Genomic DNA, 18,626 nt, shown 5'->3' on the forward strand with positions numbered 1-18,626 from the left:
AACATATCGTGTAGAATGACGTAATTAAACGAAGTTGATGTAGAACGACACGAGTTTTGTTGCATGTTTTCATTTTTTGAACGATTAACACAGCCTTTCCCAAAAGCCCCACCAGGGCAACCTCCAACAGGTATTGTTGCCTTTTGTAAGTACTACACCCAAGGAATGTGGGGTGTTATTGCCACCGTCTCTATTTTAAGTGCCATTGTTGCGGTGCTAGAAGTGGCGCTGTTTGGTTTCTTGGGCCAATTAGTAGATTGGTTTTCAGAACAAAACCGAGAAACTTTTTTAGCCGAGCAAAAATGGACCTTAATTGGCATGGCCGTTACCGTGCTAGTGCTGATTCCAGGCTTTATCCTGTTACGTTCATTGTTTTCACGCCAGTCGCTTATGGGAAATTTCCCCATGCGTATTCGCTGGCAAGCCCACCGCTATTTACTCGGCCAAAGCTTAACCTTTTTCCACGATGAATTTGCGGGTCGCGTGGCTACAAAAGTCATGCAAACCGCGCTATCGGTACGTGAAACCGTAACCAAAGTCCTCGATTTACTGGTGTATATCAGCGTCTACTTTATTTCTATGGTGGTACTGGTGTTCAGTACTGATTGGCGCTTAGCGGTGCCGCTTGTGGTGTGGTTTTTTGTGTACATGTTCATCTTGCGCATGTTGGTACCCAAGCTTAAAGAAGTGTCACAAAAGCAGGCCGACGCGCGCTCTATGATGACGGGTCGAATTGTAGATAGTTACACTAATATCACGACAGTAAAGTTATTTTCTCATAGCCGCCGGGAAGCTGACTACGCCAGAGAAAGCATGGATGGCTTCTTAAAAACTGTTTATCCACAAATGCGTTTAGTGACGGTACTAGAGTTTTGCGTTGAAATGTCGAATGCCATATTGGTGTTTACCATTGGCGCATTGTCTGTGTATTTATGGATGGAAAATTTGGCCACACCTGGCGATATTGCCATTGCGATTAGTTTATCTCTTCGCCTAAATGGAATGTCGCATTGGATCATGTGGGAAGTATCGGGCTTGTTTGAAAACCTAGGCACGGTGCAAGATGGTATGAATACCCTAGCCCAACCTATCGCAGTGAAAGATAAGCCTAAAGCCACAGCGCTAAGTGTGCAGGGTGGTGGTATTAAGTTTGATAACGTGGACTTTGCCTACGCAGGTGCAGATAACCAACCCATCGATGTATTTTCTAATCTAGAGCTTGCCATACACCCGGGTGAAAAAGTGGGCTTGGTAGGGCGTTCAGGTTCGGGTAAATCAACATTGGTTAATTTGCTGATGCGATTTTACGATACCCAATCGGGGCGCATTATTATTGATGGGCAAGATATAACCCAAGTTGGCCAAGAAACCCTGCGGGCTAAAATTAGCATGGTGACGCAAGATACCTCGCTTATGCACAGGTCAGTACGTGACAACATTCTTTACGGGCGCACCAATGCCAGCGAAGAAGAAATGATAAACGCCGCCAAGCTATCAGAAGCTCACGAGTTTATTCTCACGCTCACTGACAGCCAAGGAAGAACAGGCTACGACGCCCATGTTGGGGAGCGAGGCGTGAAGCTATCGGGCGGGCAACGACAACGTATTGCGATTGCTCGCGTGCTACTGAAAGACGCGCCAGTATTAATCTTAGATGAAGCCACTTCTGCCTTAGACTCAGAAGCTGAAGCCGCTATTCAAGCAAGTCTAGATAAAGTGATGGAAGGTAAAACCGTATTGGCTATCGCGCATAGGCTTTCAACGATTGCGCAAATGGACCGATTATTAGTGTTAGAAAAAGGGCAGATAGTAGAGCAGGGGACACATGCCGAATTGATTGCACATAATGGTATTTACGCCAAGTTATGGGCACATCAAACAGGCGGCTTTATTGGCGTGGAATAGTTTTTCACTGAGATAACGAGTTTAACGGCACAGTAAGTTGCAGAACAACTTGCACTGAGGGAATTACCACCAACATGGTTAACAAAAACCTTGTGCCGCTTGTTATCTTGAGTATAATACGCCTCCCTCCCTTGCGATACCGCACTTTCCATTGAAATGACGCTGAATTCCCAAGGGTAGTGTAAGTAAAATTTGTGAGTTAAACACCACAGGGGTGTAGTTCGAATTGGTAGAACAGCGGTCTCCAAAACCGATGGTTGGGGGTTCGAGTCCCTCCACCCCTGCCAAATTACAAGTTCGCGTATTAGCGCGAGCAAAACGACGCTGTAGTGCTAGGATCGTGACATGAGCGAAAAGACGGAAAATCAGTCCAATGCATTGGACATGTTTAAATGGGTAGTGGTATTTGCCCTACTTGCTGGATTGGTTACGGCCAACACAGTGTTCGGTGAAATTTCAGTATTATACCGTGCAGTTACCGCAGTAGTGGTAGTGGTTGTTGCTGGTTTTATTGCAGCATCAACGGTTAAAGGCAGCACTTTCCTTAGCTTTGCTAAAGAGTCGCGCACTGAAGTTCGCAAAGTAGTATGGCCGACCCGTCAAGAAGCAAACCAAACTACTATCATCGTACTAGCGGCTACGTTGGTAATGGCATTAATCCTTTGGGGATTAGATGGTATTATCGTTCGTGTTGTTGGATACATTACTGGAATAGGAGCATAACGTATGTCTGAAGAAGAAATTAAAAAAAGATGGTACGTAGTACAAGCATATTCTCAGTACGAAGGTCGCGTTCAAAAAACGCTACTTGAATATATCAAGATGCACGGTATGGAAGAGCACTTCGGTCAGATTCTAGTTCCGACTGAAGAAGTTGTTGAAATGCGTGCTGGCCAAAAGCGTAAATCTGAGCGTAAGTTCTACCCAGGTTACGTATTGGTAGAAATGGCAATGAACGAAGAATCTTGGCACTTAGTGAAAAGCGTTCCTCGTGTACTTGGTTTCATCGGTGGTACTTCTGACCGCCCAATGCCAATTACCCAAAAAGAAGCAGACGCCATTCTTAACCGTCTTGAAGAATCAGTTGATAAGCCTAAGCCGAAGACATTGTTCGAGCCAGGCGAAGTGGTTCGCGTTACAGACGGTCCATTTGCAGACTTCAATGGTGTGGTAGAAGAAGTAGACTACGAAAAGAGCCGCGTAAAAGTGTCGGTACTTATCTTCGGTCGTTCTACACCGGTAGATCTAGAATTCGGACAGGTAGAAAAAGGCTAGGTCTTTTTATCTATCTCTAAATTCATATAAAAAAGCCCCTTAATAGGGGCTTTTTTGTATGAGGAGCTTTTGTGTTATTCAGATAGTAATGGGTGAAACATCATTACTTCTTTTTTTGTAAAAAATAGGTTGTTAATTCACCCACACAAACACGCTCAAAAAAGCAAAAAATGAAAATATAAATTGCAGAATTAGGCTCGTGTTTTGGGATATTTTTTTGCTACTACTAAAAGAGTCCCAAAATCCGACATTTAAAGCGCGCTTTAAAATGCAGTTGACTATGATAAGGCAAACCATCCAGACTAGAAATTTAGTGGCATGTTCCATTTTTTTTATTCATCTGTTGTTGCTGCATCTTCGGCGTCTGAAAGTACGTTGACAATTGCACCTGAAGCCACACCCCCTCCAACTCCCCACAACGCTCCAGACACTTGGGACACTTCTTCTTTGTTTAATTCGATTAGTTCTCTCATAGTATTAAATAAGCCTTATTTGTTAAAATTAAGGCTTAGTGCAACTTACACCAAAGCCGCGTTAATTTTGACAACCCTGAATATTTAATAAAACTGGCCATGAGATCGTTTTTTAGTCACATTTATGCTTGCATACCATTTGAACACCTTATATAATGCGCGCCCTTTTAAACGGAAACGGGAAGCCGATTGAGCAGGTAATCTCTGTACTTGCAAGGCGCTATACCCAAACAAGAGAGCATTTAAAATGGCTAAAAAAGTAAGCGGTATTATTAAGCTTCAGGTTGCAGCAGGCGCTGCTAACCCAAGTCCACCAGTTGGTCCTGCACTAGGTCAACACGGTGTGAACATCATGGAATTCTGTAAAGCGTTTAACGCAAAAACAGATAGCCTTGAGAAAGGTGCTCCGGTACCTGTAGAAATTACGGTTTATGAAGATCGTTCTTTCACATTCGAAACTAAGACTCCTCCTGCGTCTTACCTGCTTAAGAAAGCAGCGGGCATCAAGAGCGGTTCTGGCCGTCCTAACACTGAAAAAGTGGGTACTGTTACTCGCGCTCAGTTGGAAGAAATCGCCAAAACTAAAGAACCAGACTTAACTGCAGCTGACCTAGATGCAGCGGTTCGCACTATCGCGGGTTCTGCTCGCTCAATGGGCTTGAACGTAGAGGACTAATCGAATGGCTAAATTATCTAAACGCGCTCGCATTATCCGCGAAAAAACAGACGCGACTAAAGAATACGAAATCAACGAAGCAGTTGCTTTGCTTAAAGAATTAGCGACAGCTAAATTCGCTGAAAGCGTTGATGTTGCAGTAAACCTTGGTATCGACGCTAAGAAATCTGACCAAAACGTTCGTGGTGCTACTGTACTACCTAACGGTACTGGTAAAGACGTTCGCGTTGCAGTATTTACTCAAGGTGCTAACGCTGAAGCCGCTAAAGAAGCTGGTGCTGATATCGTTGGTATGGAAGACCTTGCTGAGCAAGTGAAGAAAGGCGAAATGAACTTTGACGTTGTTGTTGCCAGCCCAGACGCTATGCGTGTTGTTGGTCAACTGGGTCAAATCTTAGGTCCACGTGGCCTAATGCCTAACCCTAAAACGGGTACAGTAACGCCAGACGTTTCTACTGCTGTTAAGAACGCTAAAGCTGGTCAGGTTCGCTACCGTAACGATAAGAACGGTATCATCCATGCTAGCATTGGTAAGATTGCGTTCGAAACAAACCAAATTCAAGAGAACCTTGAAGCATTACTAGAAGCATTGAAGAAAGCTAAGCCTTCTTCTGCTAAAGGTACTTATATCCAGAAGATCAGCCTAAGCACCACTATGGGCGCTGGCGTATCTCTAGATAAAGCTTCAGTAGGTCTTTAATAGCCTGCCGAGGCAACTCGGCTTCTCTGTAAAGGTAATGGGTTGGAGTCGTCAATACAGCAGTGCTGATTGGCAACTCCCGTCCAAGACCGCAGGTGCGATGTGGTGATTGAGGTAAGAGAACTTTCACATTAAACATATCGCTTAATAGAACAACCTGCGCAGACGGTGGTTTGACTCAGACTCTCTGGGGTAACAAACACCGTAGAGCGGTATCATCAATTATGTTGATATCAATCTGTGAACCCTGATGGCGTAAACAGGTAACTGTATACAAAGTCAGATACAAAGAGGTGAACTCAGTGGCACTAGGTTTAGCAGCAAAAAAAGAGATCGTAGCAGAAGTTTCTGAAGTTGCGTCTCGCGCTCTATCCGTTGCCGTCGCTGAATACCGTGGGATGGAAGTTGCAGAACTGACTGACCTTCGCGTAAAAGCTCGTGAGCAAGGCGTATACCTTAAGGTTATACGTAACACTCTAGCTAAGCGTGCATTGGCAGACAGTAAATTTGCAGACTTAGATAGCGCCCTTACTGGTCCTCTTATCTACGGCTTCTCAGTTGAGGCACCTGGTGGTGCAGCACGTCTTTTCAAAGACTTTGCGAAGCAAAACGATAAGTTGAACGTAACCGCTCTATCTATTGGTAGTGGTCTTCTTGGTCCAGATAAATTGGACGCAGTTGCTTCACTTCCTACTCGCGACGAAGCGCTTGCAAAACTTCTTGCAACCTTCAAAGCACCGGTTGGGAAATTCGTTCGTACTATCAACGAAGTACCTACCAAGTTTGTGCGCGTATTGGCGGCGATCAAAGACGAGAAGTAATTCCCGTTTTTGGCATATTGATTTTTTTAACATTTTAAAAACCCAGGAGTTTAGACCACATGGCTCTAACTAAAGAAGATATCTTAAACGCGATTGCTGAAATGCCAGTTATGGAATTGGTTGAGCTTATCGAAGCAGCTGAAGAAAAATTCGGTGTTGACGCATCTGCAGCAGTAGCTGTAGCTGGTCCAGCAGCGGGCGAAGCAGCAGCAGTTGAAGAAAAGACTGAGTTTGACGTTGTAATGACTTCATTCGGCGCAAACAAAGTTGCAGTAATCAAAGCAGTTCGCGCAGCGACTGGCCTAGGTCTTAAAGAAGCTAAAGAAGTAGTTGAATCTGCTCCTAAAGCTATCAAAGAAGGCGTAAGCAAAGAAGAAGCTGAAGAACTTAAAGCACAGCTAACTGAAGCTGGTGCTGAAGTTGAAGTTAAGTAATCTATTTGTTTAGATTATTTGCCTGAGACGGCAAGGCTGGTGGTTTTTTAAACCACCAGCCTTTTTGCGCTGTACAGTGTGTAGATTCTAACCCTTGACTACACTACTAAATGCGCACCTCGGAAATGACACATAAAAGCATAAAACCAACAAGTTAACTAATAATTGGTTAAATTTTGTTGTATGCTGTGGAATTGCCCCGAAAAAGGGTTGTGGAAGTTTGTTGCTTATGCGCAATTCAACACGAAGCTCATAGCTTGAAGCACTCGTCGCGATGCATAATGCAGCAGGTTGGGTCATAAATCAGCAGGCTGAGGAACCCATGGTTTACTCTTATAGCGAAAAGAAACGTATCCGTAAGGATTTTGGCAAACGCCCACAGGTATTGGAAATTCCATACCTTCTTTCAATTCAGCTTGATTCTTTCAAAAAGTTTATTGAGATCGACGCCGATGCTCAATACGGCTTGGAAGCAGCATTTCGTTCCGTTTTTCCGATAAAAAGCTACTCAGGTAACTCGGAGCTTCAATATGTTAGCTACCGTTTGGGAGAGCCAGTATTCGACGTTAAAGAATGTCAAATTCGTGGCGTCACATTCTCTGCTCCATTAAGAGTAAAACTACGGTTAGTATTGTTTGATAAAGACGCTGCGCCAGGTACCGTAAAAGACATTAAAGAACAAGAAGTGTACATGGGCGAAATCCCATTGATGACTCAGAACGGTACGTTCGTTATCAATGGTACAGAGCGTGTTATCGTGTCACAGCTACACCGTTCACCTGGTGTGTTCTTCGATCACGATAAAGGCAAAACTCACTCGTCAGGTAAAGTGCTTTATAATGCACGTGTAATTCCTTACCGTGGTTCTTGGCTTGACTTCGAGTTCGATCCAAAAGATAACCTGTTTGTTCGTATTGACCGTCGTCGTAAGTTGCCAGCAACAATCATCTTACGCGCGCTTGAAATGACATCAGAAGAAATCTTGGATACGTTCTTCGAGAAAGTCAGTGTACGTATCGATAAAGACAAGTTAATGATGGAAGTGGTGCCAGATCGTCTTCGTGGCGAAACCGCAGCATTCGATATCATTGACGGTGAAGGTAATGTTGTTGTTGAAACCGGTCGTCGTGTATCTGCACGTCATACCCGTGCGCTTGAAAAAGCGGGTTTATCTGAACTTGAAGTTCCAGCAGATTACCTAATTGGTCGCGTATTCGCGGCAACATACGTAAATGAAGATACTGGCGAAGTTATCGTTAGCGCTAACGAAGAGTTAACGCTTGAGAACTTAGCGGCACTAAGCCAAGCTGGTATTAAAGAGTTCGAAACTTTGTACATTAATGAATTGGACCATGGTTCATACATTTCTGACACATTGCGTATCGACTCTTCAACAAACCGCCTAGAAGCGCTTGTTGAAATTTACCGCATGATGCGTCCTGGTGAGCCACCAACAAAAGACGCAGCAGAAACCTTATTCCAAAACCTTTTCTTCTCAGATGAGCGTTATGACCTATCTTCTGTAGGTCGTATGAAGTTCAACCGCCGTTTAGGCCGTGAAGAATTGATTGGTTCAGGCACCCTAGATAAAGACGATATTGTTTCAGTAATGAAGCAACTTATCGAGATTCGTGACGGTAAAGATGAAGTGGACGATATCGACCACTTGGGTAACCGCCGTATCCGTTCTGTGGGTGAAATGGCTGAAAACCAATTCCGTGTTGGTTTAGTACGTGTTGAGCGTGCTGTTAAAGAGCGTCTAAGCTTAGGCGACCTTGATAGCATTATGCCGCAAGACCTTATTAACGCTAAGCCTATTTCGGCTGCGGTTAAAGAGTTCTTCGGTTCATCACAGCTTTCTCAGTTCATGGACCAAAACAACCCGTTATCAGAAGTAACGCATAAGCGTCGTATTTCTGCATTAGGCCCGGGTGGTCTTACGCGTGAGCGTGCAGGCTTCGAAGTACGTGACGTACACCCTACGCACTACGGTCGTCTGTGTCCTATCGAGACGCCTGAAGGTCCAAACATCGGTTTGATCAACTCATTGGCAAGCTTCGCGCGTACCAATGACTTTGGTTTCCTTGAAACGCCGTTCCGTCGCATTGTTGATGGTGTGGTAAGTGAAGAAATCGATTACTTGTCTGCAATTGAAGAAGGTCAATTCGCAATTGCACAGGCAAACATTGTTTTAACCGCAAACGGTGAGCTAGTAGACGACCTTATTCCATGTCGTCACCGTGGTGAAACCACCTTGATGCCGAAAGAAGACATCAAGTACATGGACGTTTCTCCACAGCAAATCGTTTCAATCGCTGCGAGTATCATTCCGTTCCTAGAACACGATGATGCTAACCGCGCATTGATGGGTGCGAACATGCAACGTCAGGCTGTACCTACATTACGTGCTGATAAGCCGCTTGTTGGTACCGGTATGGAAAGAACCATTGCTGTTGACTCAGGTGTTACTGTAGTTGCTAAGCGTGGTGGTAGAGTTGACTATGTTGACGCTAGCCGTATCGTTATTAAAGTAGAAGAAGATGAAATGCTTCCTGGTGAAGCAGGTATCGACATCTACAACCTGACTAAATACACACGTTCTAACCAGAACACCTGTATCAATCAGCGTCCTACTTGTAGTGTGGGCGACCCGATTGTTGCTGGCGATGTATTGGCTGACGGTCCATCTACTGACTTGGGCGATCTTGCGCTTGGTCAGAACATGCGTATCGCGTTCATGCCTTGGAACGGTTATAACTTCGAGGATTCAATCCTTATCTCTGAGCGTGTAGCTCAGGAAGACCGTTTCACCACTATCCACATTCAAGAACTAAGCTGTATTGCTCGTGATACTAAGCTTGGGCCAGAAGAGATTTCTTCTGATATTCCGAATGTTGGCGAATCTGCACTAAGCAAACTTGATGAATCAGGTGTTGTTTACATTGGTGCGGAAGTGAAAGGCGGCGACATTCTGGTAGGTAAAGTAACACCTAAAGGTGAAACTCAACTTACGCCAGAAGAAAAACTATTAAGAGCAATCTTCGGTGAAAAAGCGTCTGACGTAAAAGATACGTCACTACGTGTGCCTAACTCTGTTCACGGTACGGTTATCGACGTTCAAGTCTTTACCCGTGACGGCGTAGAGAAAGACAAACGTGCGCTTGAAATTGAAGACATGCAACTTCGTCAGGTTAAGAAAGACCTTACTGACGAATTTGAAATTCTTGCAGACGGTATCTTTGCTCGTGCACAAAACGCATTACTACGCTCTGGTGTTGAACAAGCTAAGCTTGACAGCCTACCGCGTGAGAAGTGGTTTGAAATTGCATTAAACGACGAAGACGTTCAGCTTGAGATCGACCAAATTGCTGATCAGCACGCAGAAATCAAAGAAGACTTCGATAAGAAGTTTGAAACTAAGCGTCGCAAGATCACACAAGGCGATGACCTAGCACCTGGTGTCCTTAAGATTGTTAAGGTTTACCTAGCTGTTAAGCGTCACATCCAGCCTGGTGATAAGATGGCCGGTCGTCACGGTAACAAAGGTGTAATTTCAACGATTCAGCCTGTGGAAGACATGCCATATGATGCTAACGGTACGCCGGTAGACATCGTATTGAACCCACTAGGTGTACCATCGCGGATGAACATCGGTCAGATCCTAGAAACACATATGGGTATGGCTGCTCACGGTCTTGGTGTGAAAATCGACCGCATGCTCAAAGAGCATGAAGAGATGCAGAAGCTTCGTAATTTCTTGAAAGAAATTTATGAGCTTGGCGAGAATCACCAAGAAGTGGACATCGATAACTTCACCGACCACGAAATTACACGTCTTGCAAACAACCTACGTAAGGGTGTTCCAATTGCAACACCTGTATTCGACGGTGCACGTGAATCTGAAATTAAGGAAATGTTGAAGTTAGCTGACATTCCTGAAAGCGGTCAGATTTCGTTGTTCGACGGTCGTACTGGTCGCGAGTTTGAGCGTCCTGTTACGGTTGGTTACATGTACATGCTGAAACTGAACCACTTGGTTGACGACAAAATGCACGCTCGTTCAACTGGTTCGTACAGCCTTGTTACACAACAGCCGCTGGGTGGTAAAGCTCAGTTCGGTGGTCAGCGCTTCGGAGAGATGGAAGTGTGGGCCCTTGAAGCTTACGGTGCAGCATATACCCTTCAGGAAATGCTTACTGTTAAGTCGGATGATGTTAACGGCCGTACTAAGATGTACAAGAACATCGTCGATGGTGACCACAGAATGGAACCTGGCATGCCAGAATCATTCAACGTATTACTTAAAGAAATCCGCTCGTTGGGTATCAACATCGAGTTGGAAGAGAAGTAACACGGCAATCGCCACGTTATGACAAGAGATGGCCCGGCGCTTGCGCCGGGTTCTAGAGACTGACTCCGCTGGGAGAGTAATGTGAAAGACTTATTAAAGTTTCTAAAGCAACAAAACAAGACTGAAGAATTCGATAATATTCGAATCGGTCTTGCTTCACCTGACATGATTCGTTCATGGTCTTTTGGTGAAGTTAAGAAGCCAGAAACAATTAACTACCGTACGTTCAAACCAGAACGTGACGGCCTGTTTTGTGCGCGTATTTTCGGACCAGTTAAAGACTACGAATGTCTTTGTGGTAAGTATAAGCGTCTGAAGCACCGTGGTGTTATCTGTGAAAAATGTGGTGTTGAAGTAACCCTAACTAAAGTACGTCGTGAGCGTATGGGTCACATTGAACTGGCAAGCCCAGTTGCACACATCTGGTTCCTTAAATCACTTCCGTCTCGTATCGGCTTAATGCTTGATATGACACTTCGTGATATTGAACGTGTACTATATTTTGAATCTTACGTAGTAACCGAGCCGGGTATGACTACCCTTGAGCGCAGCCAACTTCTTAACGAAGAAGATTACTTGGATGCACTTGAAGAGCACGGTGACGAGTTTGACGCAAAAATGGGTGCTGAAGCCGTATTTGACCTTTTAAAAGTGTTAGATGTAGATGCTGACGTAGCTTCCATGCGTGAAGAGTTGCCTTCAATCAACTCTGAAACTAAGCGTAAGAAAATCACCAAGCGTCTTAAGTTGCTTGAATCATTCCAACAGTCTGGCAACAAGCCAGAGTGGATGATCTTGACTGTACTTCCAGTACTTCCGCCGGATCTTCGTCCGTTGGTACCTCTGGATGGTGGTCGATTTGCAACGTCTGACCTGAACGATTTATACCGTCGTGTTATCAACCGTAACAACCGTCTTAAGCGTCTTCTAGACCTTGCGGCGCCTGACATTATCGTGCGTAACGAAAAACGTATGCTTCAGGAAGCGGTAGATGCACTACTAGATAACGGTCGTCGTGGCCGCGCTATCACAGGTTCTAACAAACGTCCTCTTAAATCACTTGCCGATATGATTAAAGGTAAGCAAGGTCGTTTCCGTCAGAACCTACTTGGTAAGCGTGTTGACTACTCTGGTCGTTCTGTAATTACCGTTGGTCCTACATTACGTCTTCACCAATGTGGTCTTCCTAAGAAAATGGCACTTGAGTTATTCAAGCCGTTTATCTATGGAAAACTTGAAGGTCGTGGTTTAGCAACAACTATCAAGGCAGCGAAGAAGCTGGTTGAACGTGAAGCACCAGAGGTATGGGACGTACTAGATGACGTTATCCGTGAACACCCTGTTATGCTTAACCGTGCACCAACACTTCACCGTTTGGGTATCCAGGCATTTGAACCAACCCTTATCGAAGGTAAAGCGATTCAGCTTCACCCACTAGTATGTGCGGCCTACAACGCCGATTTCGATGGTGACCAAATGGCTGTACACGTGCCGCTGACTATTGAAGCTCAGCTTGAAGCACGTGCGTTGATGATGTCGACCAACAACATTCTGTCACCTGCAAATGGTGAACCTATCATCGTTCCTTCACAGGACGTTGTATTGGGTCTTTATTACCTAACCCGTGACAAAGTGAACGGCTTAGGCGAGGCAATGGTATTTACCAGCCCGAATGAAGCAGAAAAAGCATACCGCACAGGTAACGCAGAACTTCACTCACGCGTTAAAGTACGTATCACTGAATACGACATTGACGAAGATGGCGTGAAAACTGAGAAAGTAACGCTAACAGATACTACTGTTGGTCGTGCAATTTTCTCATTGATGCTACCTAAAGGTTTGCCGTTTGAAATTATCAACCAGGCAATGGGCAAAAAGCAGATTTCACGTTTGCTTAACGCTTGTTACCGTACACTGGGTCTTAAAGACACAGTAATCGCTGCTGACCAAATCATGTATACCGGTTTCCACTACGCAATGATTGCGGGTGCATCTGTTGGTATTGATGACATGGTAATCCCAGCTGCGAAGAAAGATATTATCGACGCTGCAGAAGCCGAAGTTATCGAGATCCAGGAACAGTTCCAAAATGGTCTTGTAACCGCCGGTGAGCGCTACAACAAAGTTATCGATATCTGGTCAAATGCCAACGAAAAAGTTGCCAAGGCCATGATGGATAACCTTAAGACTGACATCGTAATTAACCGCGATGGCGAAGAAGAAGAGCAAACCTCATTTAACTCTGTTTATATGATGGCCGACTCTGGTGCTCGTGGTAGTGCCGCTCAGATTCGTCAGCTAGCGGGTATGCGTGGTCTGATGGCTAAGCCAGATGGCTCAATCATCGAAACGCCAATCACGGCTAACTTCCGTGAAGGTCTTAACGTACTTCAGTACTTCATCTCTACTCACGGTGCGCGTAAAGGTCTAGCCGATACAGCACTTAAGACTGCGAACTCGGGTTACCTAACTCGTCGTCTAGTAGATGTTGCACAAGATTTGGTTATTACTAACGACGACTGTGGCACCTTCGGTGGTGTTCAGATGACACCGCTAATTGAAGGTGGTGACGTTGTAGAACCACTTCGTGAGCGTGTACTAGGTCGTGTAGTTGCAGAAGATGTAGTTAAACCAGGTACGACAGAAGTATTGGTTGAGCGTAATGTGTTACTAGACGAAGCGCTAGTAGACATGCTTGAAGCTAACTCTGTTGACCAAATTCAAGTACGCTCGGTTATCACCTGTGATAACGACTTCGGTGTGTGTGCAAACTGTTATGGTCGTGACCTTGCTCGCGGACATATGGTTGGAAGCGGTGAGTCTGTGGGTGTTATTGCCGCACAGTCGATCGGTGAACCAGGTACACAGCTTACCATGCGTACGTTCCACATCGGTGGTGCGGCATCACGAGCTTCTGCTGAGAACAGCGTTCAGGTTAAAACTGCGGGTAGCCTTAAGCTACACAATGAAAAATCAGTACGTAACTCAGACGGCAAAGTGGTTATTGTTTCTCGTTCAACAGAACTTACTGTTATCGATGAACAAGGTCGTGAGAAAGAGCGCTATAAAGTACCTTACGGTGCTGTACTTAGCGTGGATGACGGTGCAACTATTGCAGCTGGCGACGTTGTTGCTAACTGGGATCCGCATAGTCACCCAATCGTTACTGAACGTGCAGCTAAGATTAGCTTTGCCGACATCGACGACTCTAACACCGAGATGCAACAAGACGAATTAACTGGTCTTACGCGTATCGTAGTTAAAGATCTTGCGAAGAGTAACTCTAAAGAACCTAAACTTATCCTAGAAAGTGATGAGTTCGGTCTTCAAGAGATTCGCCTGCCAAGCTTTACGACTATCGAAGCGAAAGAAGGTAAGGTTGCTAACGAAGGTGACGTGTTAGCACGTATACCTCAAGAAAGCTCGAAGACACGTGATATCACGGGTGGTCTACCTCGCGTAGCCGACTTGTTTGAAGCACGTAAGCCTAAAGAGCCAGCTATCCTTGCTGAAGTTTCAGGTACTATTGGTTTCGGTAAAGAAACCAAAGGTAAGAAACGTTTGGTTATCACGCCGCCAGAGGGTGATGCATACGAAGAGATGATTCCAAAATGGCGTCAGCTTAACGTGTTCGAAGGTGAGAAAGTGGAACGTGGTGAAGTTATTGCAGATGGCCCTGAGTCACCGCATGACATCTTGCGTCTACGTGGTATCTCTGCTGTAGCAAACTACATCGTGAACGAAGTTCAGGAAGTTTACCGTCTACAGGGTGTAAAAATTAACGATAAGCACATCGAAGTTGTTATTCGTCAGATGTTGCGTAAGTGCGTTATTACCCATTCAGGTGATACTCAGTTCCTTGAAGGCGAACAAGTTGAAGTGTCTAACGTGAAAGTGACCAACCGTGAAGTTGAAAAACACGGTAAGATCCCAGCGCAGTATGAAACACAACTGCTTGGTATCACTAAAGCGTCGCTATCTACTGAGTCATTCATCTCAGCTGCATCGTTCCAAGAAACAACACGTGTTCTTACCGAAGCTGCAGTTCAAGGTAAAGAAGATGACCTTCGCGGTCTGAAAGAAAACGTAATCGTGGGTCGATTGATTCCAGCGGGTACAGGTTTCGCTTACCATGAACGTCGTGCACAACGTCGTAAAGAAGAAATCGAAGAAATGTCAGTTTCTGCTGCTGATGCAGAACAGGCACTAACCGAAGCACTCAACGCCGGTGACGACTCAGCCGAATAAGGCATGATCGGAGGAGTACGTTAACGTACTCCTAACAAATTGGCATGTTAAGCTGACAGATTGCAGTTAAATGCCTGCTTAACCTTTGTACAGCTTGACACGCCGAGCTATGATCATTAATATTCCGCGACCCGATTTTGGATGACCTCTAAAAGGCAGAAGAAAATGGGCGCGGTTTTTTGTATCAGAGCTCAGTTAATGCTGACAAGCACAGTATTAACATTAAATGAGTGACGTTAGAAAAGTCGCTTTAATGGACCCAATCAGAGTGATTGGGTTTTTGTAGTTTTTAATCAGGAGCTAGTTAATGGCAACAGTTAACCAGTTAGTCCGCAAGCCGCGCAAAAAGCCCGTTGAAAAAAGCAACGTAGCTGCATTGCAAGCTTGTCCTCAAAGACGCGGTGTATGTACTCGTGTATATACTACTACGCCTAAGAAACCAAACTCTGCACTACGTAAAGTATGTCGTGTACGTCTAACTAACGGTTTTGAAGTTTCTTCATACATCGGTGGTGAAGGTCACAACCTACAAGAGCACAGTGTAGTGCTTATCCGTGGTGGTCGTGTTAAAGATCTACCAGGTGTTCGTTATCACACAGTTCGCGGTACATTAGACTGCGCAGGTGTAAACGATCGTAAGCAAGCCCGTTCTAAGTACGGTGCGAAGAAGCCTAAGTCTTAACGGTTCTCCGTTAGTAAGGCCAAACTGAAGTTTAAGAGTTTTGGGTAATTCCTGAATTCATACGGAGAATAGAAATGCCAAGAAGAAGAGTCGTAGGTCAACGTAAAATCCTACCAGAGCCAAAATTTAGCTCACAACTGCTTGCAAAATTCATGAATGTCGTAATGCTTGACGGCAAGAAGTCAGTCGCTGAAAAAATCGTTTACGGTGCGCTCGATATTGTTGCTGAAAAAACCAGCAAAGCTCACCTAGATGTATTCGAAGAAGCACTTGATAACATCCGTCCTACTGTAGAGGTTAAATCTCGTCGTGTAGGTGGTTCAACTTATCAAGTACCAGTAGAAGTTCGTCCAGTTCGTCGTAATGCCCTAGGTATGCGTTGGTTGGTAGATGCTGCTCGTAAACGTGGCGAGAAGTCAATGGCTCAACGCCTGGCTGCTGAAATGATTGATGCATCAGAAAACAAAGGTTCTGCGGTTAAGAAACGTGAAGACGTTCACCGTATGGCCGAAGCAAACAAAGCGTTTGCTCATTACCGTTGGTAATAAACGTAATATAACTGAGAGAGATGTATGCCTCGTAAGACCTCGATTGAGCGTTACCGCAATATTGGTATTGTGGCTCATGTGGACGCGGGTAAAACCACGACCACAGAGAGAGTCCTGTTTTATACAGGGTTGTCTCATAAAATCGGTGAAGTGCATGATGGTGCTGCAACCATGGACTGGATGGAACAAGAGCAGGAGCGTGGTATTACTATCACGTCTGCTGCAACCACTTGTTTCTGGTCAGGCATGGAAAAGCAGTTCGATCAGCATCGTATAAACATTATAGACACGCCAGGACACGTGGACTTTACCATTGAGGTAGAACGTTCATTACGGGTACTGGACGGGGCTGTAGTGGTTTTTTGCGGGTCTTCTGGGGTTGAACCTCAATCAGAGACAGTCTGGCGACAGGCTGACAAATATGAGGTGCCACGTCTCGTGTTCATCAATAAGATGGACCGAGCTGGCGCCGATTTTGAGCGTGTTGTGGGTCAAATCCGTAAACGCTTAGGCGCAAACTGTGTTCCTATTCAATTGAACATGGGCGCTGAAGAAGAGTTCCATGGCGTAATCGATCTTATTAAGATGAAAGCCATAAACTGGAATGCCGAAGACATGGGTATGACGTTTACCTATGAAGATATTCCAGCGCAATATTTAGACAACGCACAAAAGTATCGTACAGAGATGATTGAAGCTGCTGCTGAAGCCTCTGACGAGCTAATGGATAAGTATTTAGAAGGCGAAGAGCTAACTGAAGCTGAAATCCGACTTGGTTTACGTACCCGTACACTGAACAACGAAATTGTTCTTGCCACCTGTGGCAGTGCCTTCAAAAACAAAGGTGTTCAGGCAGTACTAGACGCGGTAGTAGAATACTTACCGTCACCAAGTGAAGTGAAAGCTATTACGGGTGTTTTAGACGACAAAAATGAAACTGAAGCTGAGCGTCATGCAGACGACAGCGAGCCGTTCTCGGCCCTTGCATTTAAAATCGCTACCGACCCATTCGTAGGAACGCTAACTTTCTTCCGTTGTTACTCTGGCGTTGTTAATACTGGTGATACGGTTTACAACCCAGTGAAAGGTAAACGCGAGCGTTTTGGGCGTATTGTTCAAATGCACGCTAAAGACCGTGAAGAAATTAAAGAAGTTCGTGCTGGCGATATTGCCGCAGCCATTGGTCTTAAAGATGTGACCACAGGTGATACGCTTTGCGATCCGAATAATGTCATTACACTTGAGCGTATGGAATTTCCTGATCCAGTAATTTCTATCGCTGTTGAGCCACGCTCTCAGGCTGACCAAGAGAAGATGGGACTCGCGCTAGGTAAACTAGCTGCTGAAGACCCATCATTTAAGGTTAAGACTGATGAAGAGTCTGGCCAAACGATTATCTCTGGTATGGGTGAGCTTCACCTTGATATCATTGTTGACCGTATGAAACGCGAATTTAAGGTTGAATGTAACGTAGGTAAACCTCAGGTTGCTTATCGTGAGACCATTCGTAAGAAAGTTGAAGTTGAAGGTAAATTCGTACGTCAGTCTGGCGGCCGTGGCCAATTTGGTCATGTGTGGCTTCGTATTGAGCCACAAGCAGAAGAAGGCGCAGGCTACGAATTTGTTAATGACATCACCGGTGGTGTGGTACCAAAAGAGTTCATACCAGCGGTTGATAAAGGAATTCAGGAGCAGTTGCAAAGTGGTGTTGTAGCAGGGTATCCGGTACTAGATGTAAAGGTTACTTTGTTCGACGGTTCGTACCATGATGTTGACTCTTCTGAAATGGCGTTTAAGATCGCCGGCTCTATGGGTTTCAAAAAAGGCGCCGCAGAAGCAAATCCGGTGTTGCTTGAACCCATGATGAAAGTTGAAGTAACTACTCCAGAAGACTGGATGGGTGATGTGGTTGGTGACCTAAATCGTCGTCGCGGCATGATCGAAGGTATGGAAGAAGGCGTAGCAGGTATTAAAATAGTACGTGCTAAGGTGCCGCTTTCAGAAATGTTCGGGTATGCTACTGACTTGCGTTCACAAACGCAGGGTCGCGCATCATACTCTATGGAGTTCTTCAATTATTCTGAGGCGCCTAAAAATGTGGCGCAGGCTATTATTGAATCTAGAATTTAATCTAAATGAAGGTTCGGTCCGGTCTATGTTTGGGTCGGACTTTTAACTTAGGAAACGAGAAAAATGGCAAAAGAAAAGTTTGAACGTACGAAACCCCATGTAAACGTGGGTACAATCGGCCACGTTGACCACGGAAAAACAACCCTTACTGCAGCTATCACTACTGTTCTTTCAAAGACATACGGTGGTTCAGCTCAGGCTTTCGATCAAATCGATAACGCGCCTGAAGAAAAAGCTCGTGGTATCACCATCTCTACTTCACACGTAGAGTATGACACTCCTACTCGTCACTACGCTCACGTAGATTGCCCAGGACACGCTGATTACGTTAAAAACATGATCACCGGTGCTGCACAGATGGATGGAGCTATCCTAGTAGTAGC

General features: G+C 45.1%; 14 protein-coding genes and 1 tRNA gene. 14 read left to right on the forward strand and 1 reads right to left on the reverse strand.

The genetic code is table 11. The features are described 5' to 3' along the window. Nucleotides 1-63: 63 nt before the first annotated feature. The 4 genes from J5X92_RS15695 to nusG all read left to right on the forward strand — a co-directional run bounded on the left by J5X92_RS15695 (nucleotide 64) and on the right by nusG (nucleotide 3,180). Nucleotides 64-1,905 carry an ABC transporter ATP-binding protein gene (locus J5X92_RS15695; protein WP_126873278.1) on the forward strand — a complete coding sequence of 614 codons (1,842 nt, stop codon included), beginning with the start codon at nucleotides 64-66 and terminating at the stop codon, nucleotides 1,903-1,905. 210 nt (nucleotides 1,906-2,115) lie between these two features. Continuing rightward, nucleotides 2,116-2,192 (forward strand) — tRNA-Trp (locus J5X92_RS15700). Between the two features lie 58 nt (nucleotides 2,193-2,250). Then, entirely contained in the window at nucleotides 2,251-2,628 is a 378-nt protein-coding gene (gene secE, locus J5X92_RS15705; protein ID WP_126873277.1) for a preprotein translocase subunit SecE, read from the forward strand. A gap of 3 nt (nucleotides 2,629-2,631) precedes the next feature. Then, nucleotides 2,632-3,180: a transcription termination/antitermination protein NusG gene (gene nusG / locus J5X92_RS15710; RefSeq protein ID WP_013786334.1), complete on the forward strand. Its 549-nt coding sequence runs from the start codon at nucleotides 2,632-2,634 to the stop codon at nucleotides 3,178-3,180. A 332-nt stretch (nucleotides 3,181-3,512) separates the two neighbouring features. Here nusG and J5X92_RS15715 read toward each other — a convergent pair whose 3' ends face one another. After that, nucleotides 3,513-3,653 carry a hypothetical protein gene (locus tag J5X92_RS15715; RefSeq protein WP_013786333.1) on the reverse strand — a complete coding sequence of 47 codons (141 nt, stop codon included), beginning with the start codon at nucleotides 3,651-3,653 and terminating at the stop codon, nucleotides 3,513-3,515. A gap of 247 nt (nucleotides 3,654-3,900) precedes the next feature. On the opposite strand from J5X92_RS15715, the gene rplK reads away from it, so the two are divergent. From rplK to J5X92_RS15765, 10 genes are all read left to right on the forward strand, one after another. Next, nucleotides 3,901-4,329 (forward strand): 50S ribosomal protein L11, encoded by a 429-nt coding sequence (rplK, locus tag J5X92_RS15720; RefSeq protein WP_013786332.1) that lies wholly within the window; start codon nucleotides 3,901-3,903, stop codon nucleotides 4,327-4,329. 4 nt (nucleotides 4,330-4,333) lie between these two features. Then, a complete protein-coding gene (gene rplA / locus J5X92_RS15725) occupies nucleotides 4,334-5,029 on the forward strand; it encodes a 50S ribosomal protein L1 (RefSeq protein WP_126873276.1) in 696 nt (231 codons plus the stop codon). A 302-nt stretch (nucleotides 5,030-5,331) separates the two neighbouring features. Next, a complete protein-coding gene (gene rplJ / locus J5X92_RS15730) occupies nucleotides 5,332-5,850 on the forward strand; it encodes a 50S ribosomal protein L10 (protein ID WP_013786330.1) in 519 nt (172 codons plus the stop codon). A 59-nt stretch (nucleotides 5,851-5,909) separates the two neighbouring features. After that, nucleotides 5,910-6,284 carry a 50S ribosomal protein L7/L12 gene (rplL, locus tag J5X92_RS15735; RefSeq protein ID WP_013786329.1) on the forward strand — a complete coding sequence of 125 codons (375 nt, stop codon included), beginning with the start codon at nucleotides 5,910-5,912 and terminating at the stop codon, nucleotides 6,282-6,284. Between the two features lie 322 nt (nucleotides 6,285-6,606). Further along, nucleotides 6,607-10,635 (forward strand): DNA-directed RNA polymerase subunit beta, encoded by a 4,029-nt coding sequence (gene rpoB / locus J5X92_RS15740; protein ID WP_013786328.1) that lies wholly within the window; start codon nucleotides 6,607-6,609, stop codon nucleotides 10,633-10,635. Between the two features lie 81 nt (nucleotides 10,636-10,716). Further along, entirely contained in the window at nucleotides 10,717-14,883 is a 4,167-nt protein-coding gene (rpoC, locus tag J5X92_RS15745) for a DNA-directed RNA polymerase subunit beta' (RefSeq protein ID WP_013786327.1), read from the forward strand. 307 nt (nucleotides 14,884-15,190) lie between these two features. Further along, a complete protein-coding gene (gene rpsL / locus J5X92_RS15750) occupies nucleotides 15,191-15,565 on the forward strand; it encodes a 30S ribosomal protein S12 (RefSeq protein ID WP_013786326.1) in 375 nt (124 codons plus the stop codon). Nucleotides 15,566-15,639: 74 nt separating this feature from the next. Then, complete coding sequence (gene rpsG / locus J5X92_RS15755; RefSeq protein ID WP_013786325.1) at nucleotides 15,640-16,110, forward strand: 30S ribosomal protein S7; 471 nt, start codon at nucleotides 15,640-15,642, stop codon at nucleotides 16,108-16,110. A gap of 27 nt (nucleotides 16,111-16,137) precedes the next feature. Further along, nucleotides 16,138-18,243, forward strand: coding sequence for an elongation factor G (gene fusA / locus J5X92_RS15760; protein WP_013786324.1), 2,106 nt, complete (start codon nucleotides 16,138-16,140; stop codon nucleotides 18,241-18,243). Nucleotides 18,244-18,306: 63 nt separating this feature from the next. Continuing rightward, a partial coding sequence (locus J5X92_RS15765) for a GTP-binding protein (protein ID WP_244360880.1) occupies nucleotides 18,307-18,626 on the forward strand: 320 nt, incomplete at its 3' end.

It is taken from the genome of Alteromonas sp. K632G (assembly GCF_017653625.1).
GTDB lineage: Bacteria > Pseudomonadota > Gammaproteobacteria > Enterobacterales > Alteromonadaceae > Alteromonas > Alteromonas naphthalenivorans.

What these genes read in the sequence shown, in the direction of transcription:
- J5X92_RS15695 (WP_126873278.1), top strand. Translation starts at nt 64, where the DNA reads ATGTTTTCATTTTTTGAACGATTAACACAGCCTTTCCCAAAAGCCCCA.
- secE (WP_126873277.1), top strand. Translation starts at nt 2,251, where the DNA reads ATGAGCGAAAAGACGGAAAATCAGTCCAATGCATTGGACATGTTTAAA.
- nusG (WP_013786334.1), top strand. Translation starts at nt 2,632, where the DNA reads ATGTCTGAAGAAGAAATTAAAAAAAGATGGTACGTAGTACAAGCATAT.
- J5X92_RS15715 (WP_013786333.1), bottom strand. Translation starts at nt 3,653, where the DNA reads ATGAGAGAACTAATCGAATTAAACAAAGAAGAAGTGTCCCAAGTGTCT.
- rplK (WP_013786332.1), top strand. Translation starts at nt 3,901, where the DNA reads ATGGCTAAAAAAGTAAGCGGTATTATTAAGCTTCAGGTTGCAGCAGGC.
- rplA (WP_126873276.1), top strand. Translation starts at nt 4,334, where the DNA reads ATGGCTAAATTATCTAAACGCGCTCGCATTATCCGCGAAAAAACAGAC.
- rplL (WP_013786329.1), top strand. Translation starts at nt 5,910, where the DNA reads ATGGCTCTAACTAAAGAAGATATCTTAAACGCGATTGCTGAAATGCCA.
- rpoB (WP_013786328.1), top strand. Translation starts at nt 6,607, where the DNA reads ATGGTTTACTCTTATAGCGAAAAGAAACGTATCCGTAAGGATTTTGGC.
- rpsL (WP_013786326.1), top strand. Translation starts at nt 15,191, where the DNA reads ATGGCAACAGTTAACCAGTTAGTCCGCAAGCCGCGCAAAAAGCCCGTT.
- rpsG (WP_013786325.1), top strand. Translation starts at nt 15,640, where the DNA reads ATGCCAAGAAGAAGAGTCGTAGGTCAACGTAAAATCCTACCAGAGCCA.
- fusA (WP_013786324.1), top strand. Translation starts at nt 16,138, where the DNA reads ATGCCTCGTAAGACCTCGATTGAGCGTTACCGCAATATTGGTATTGTG.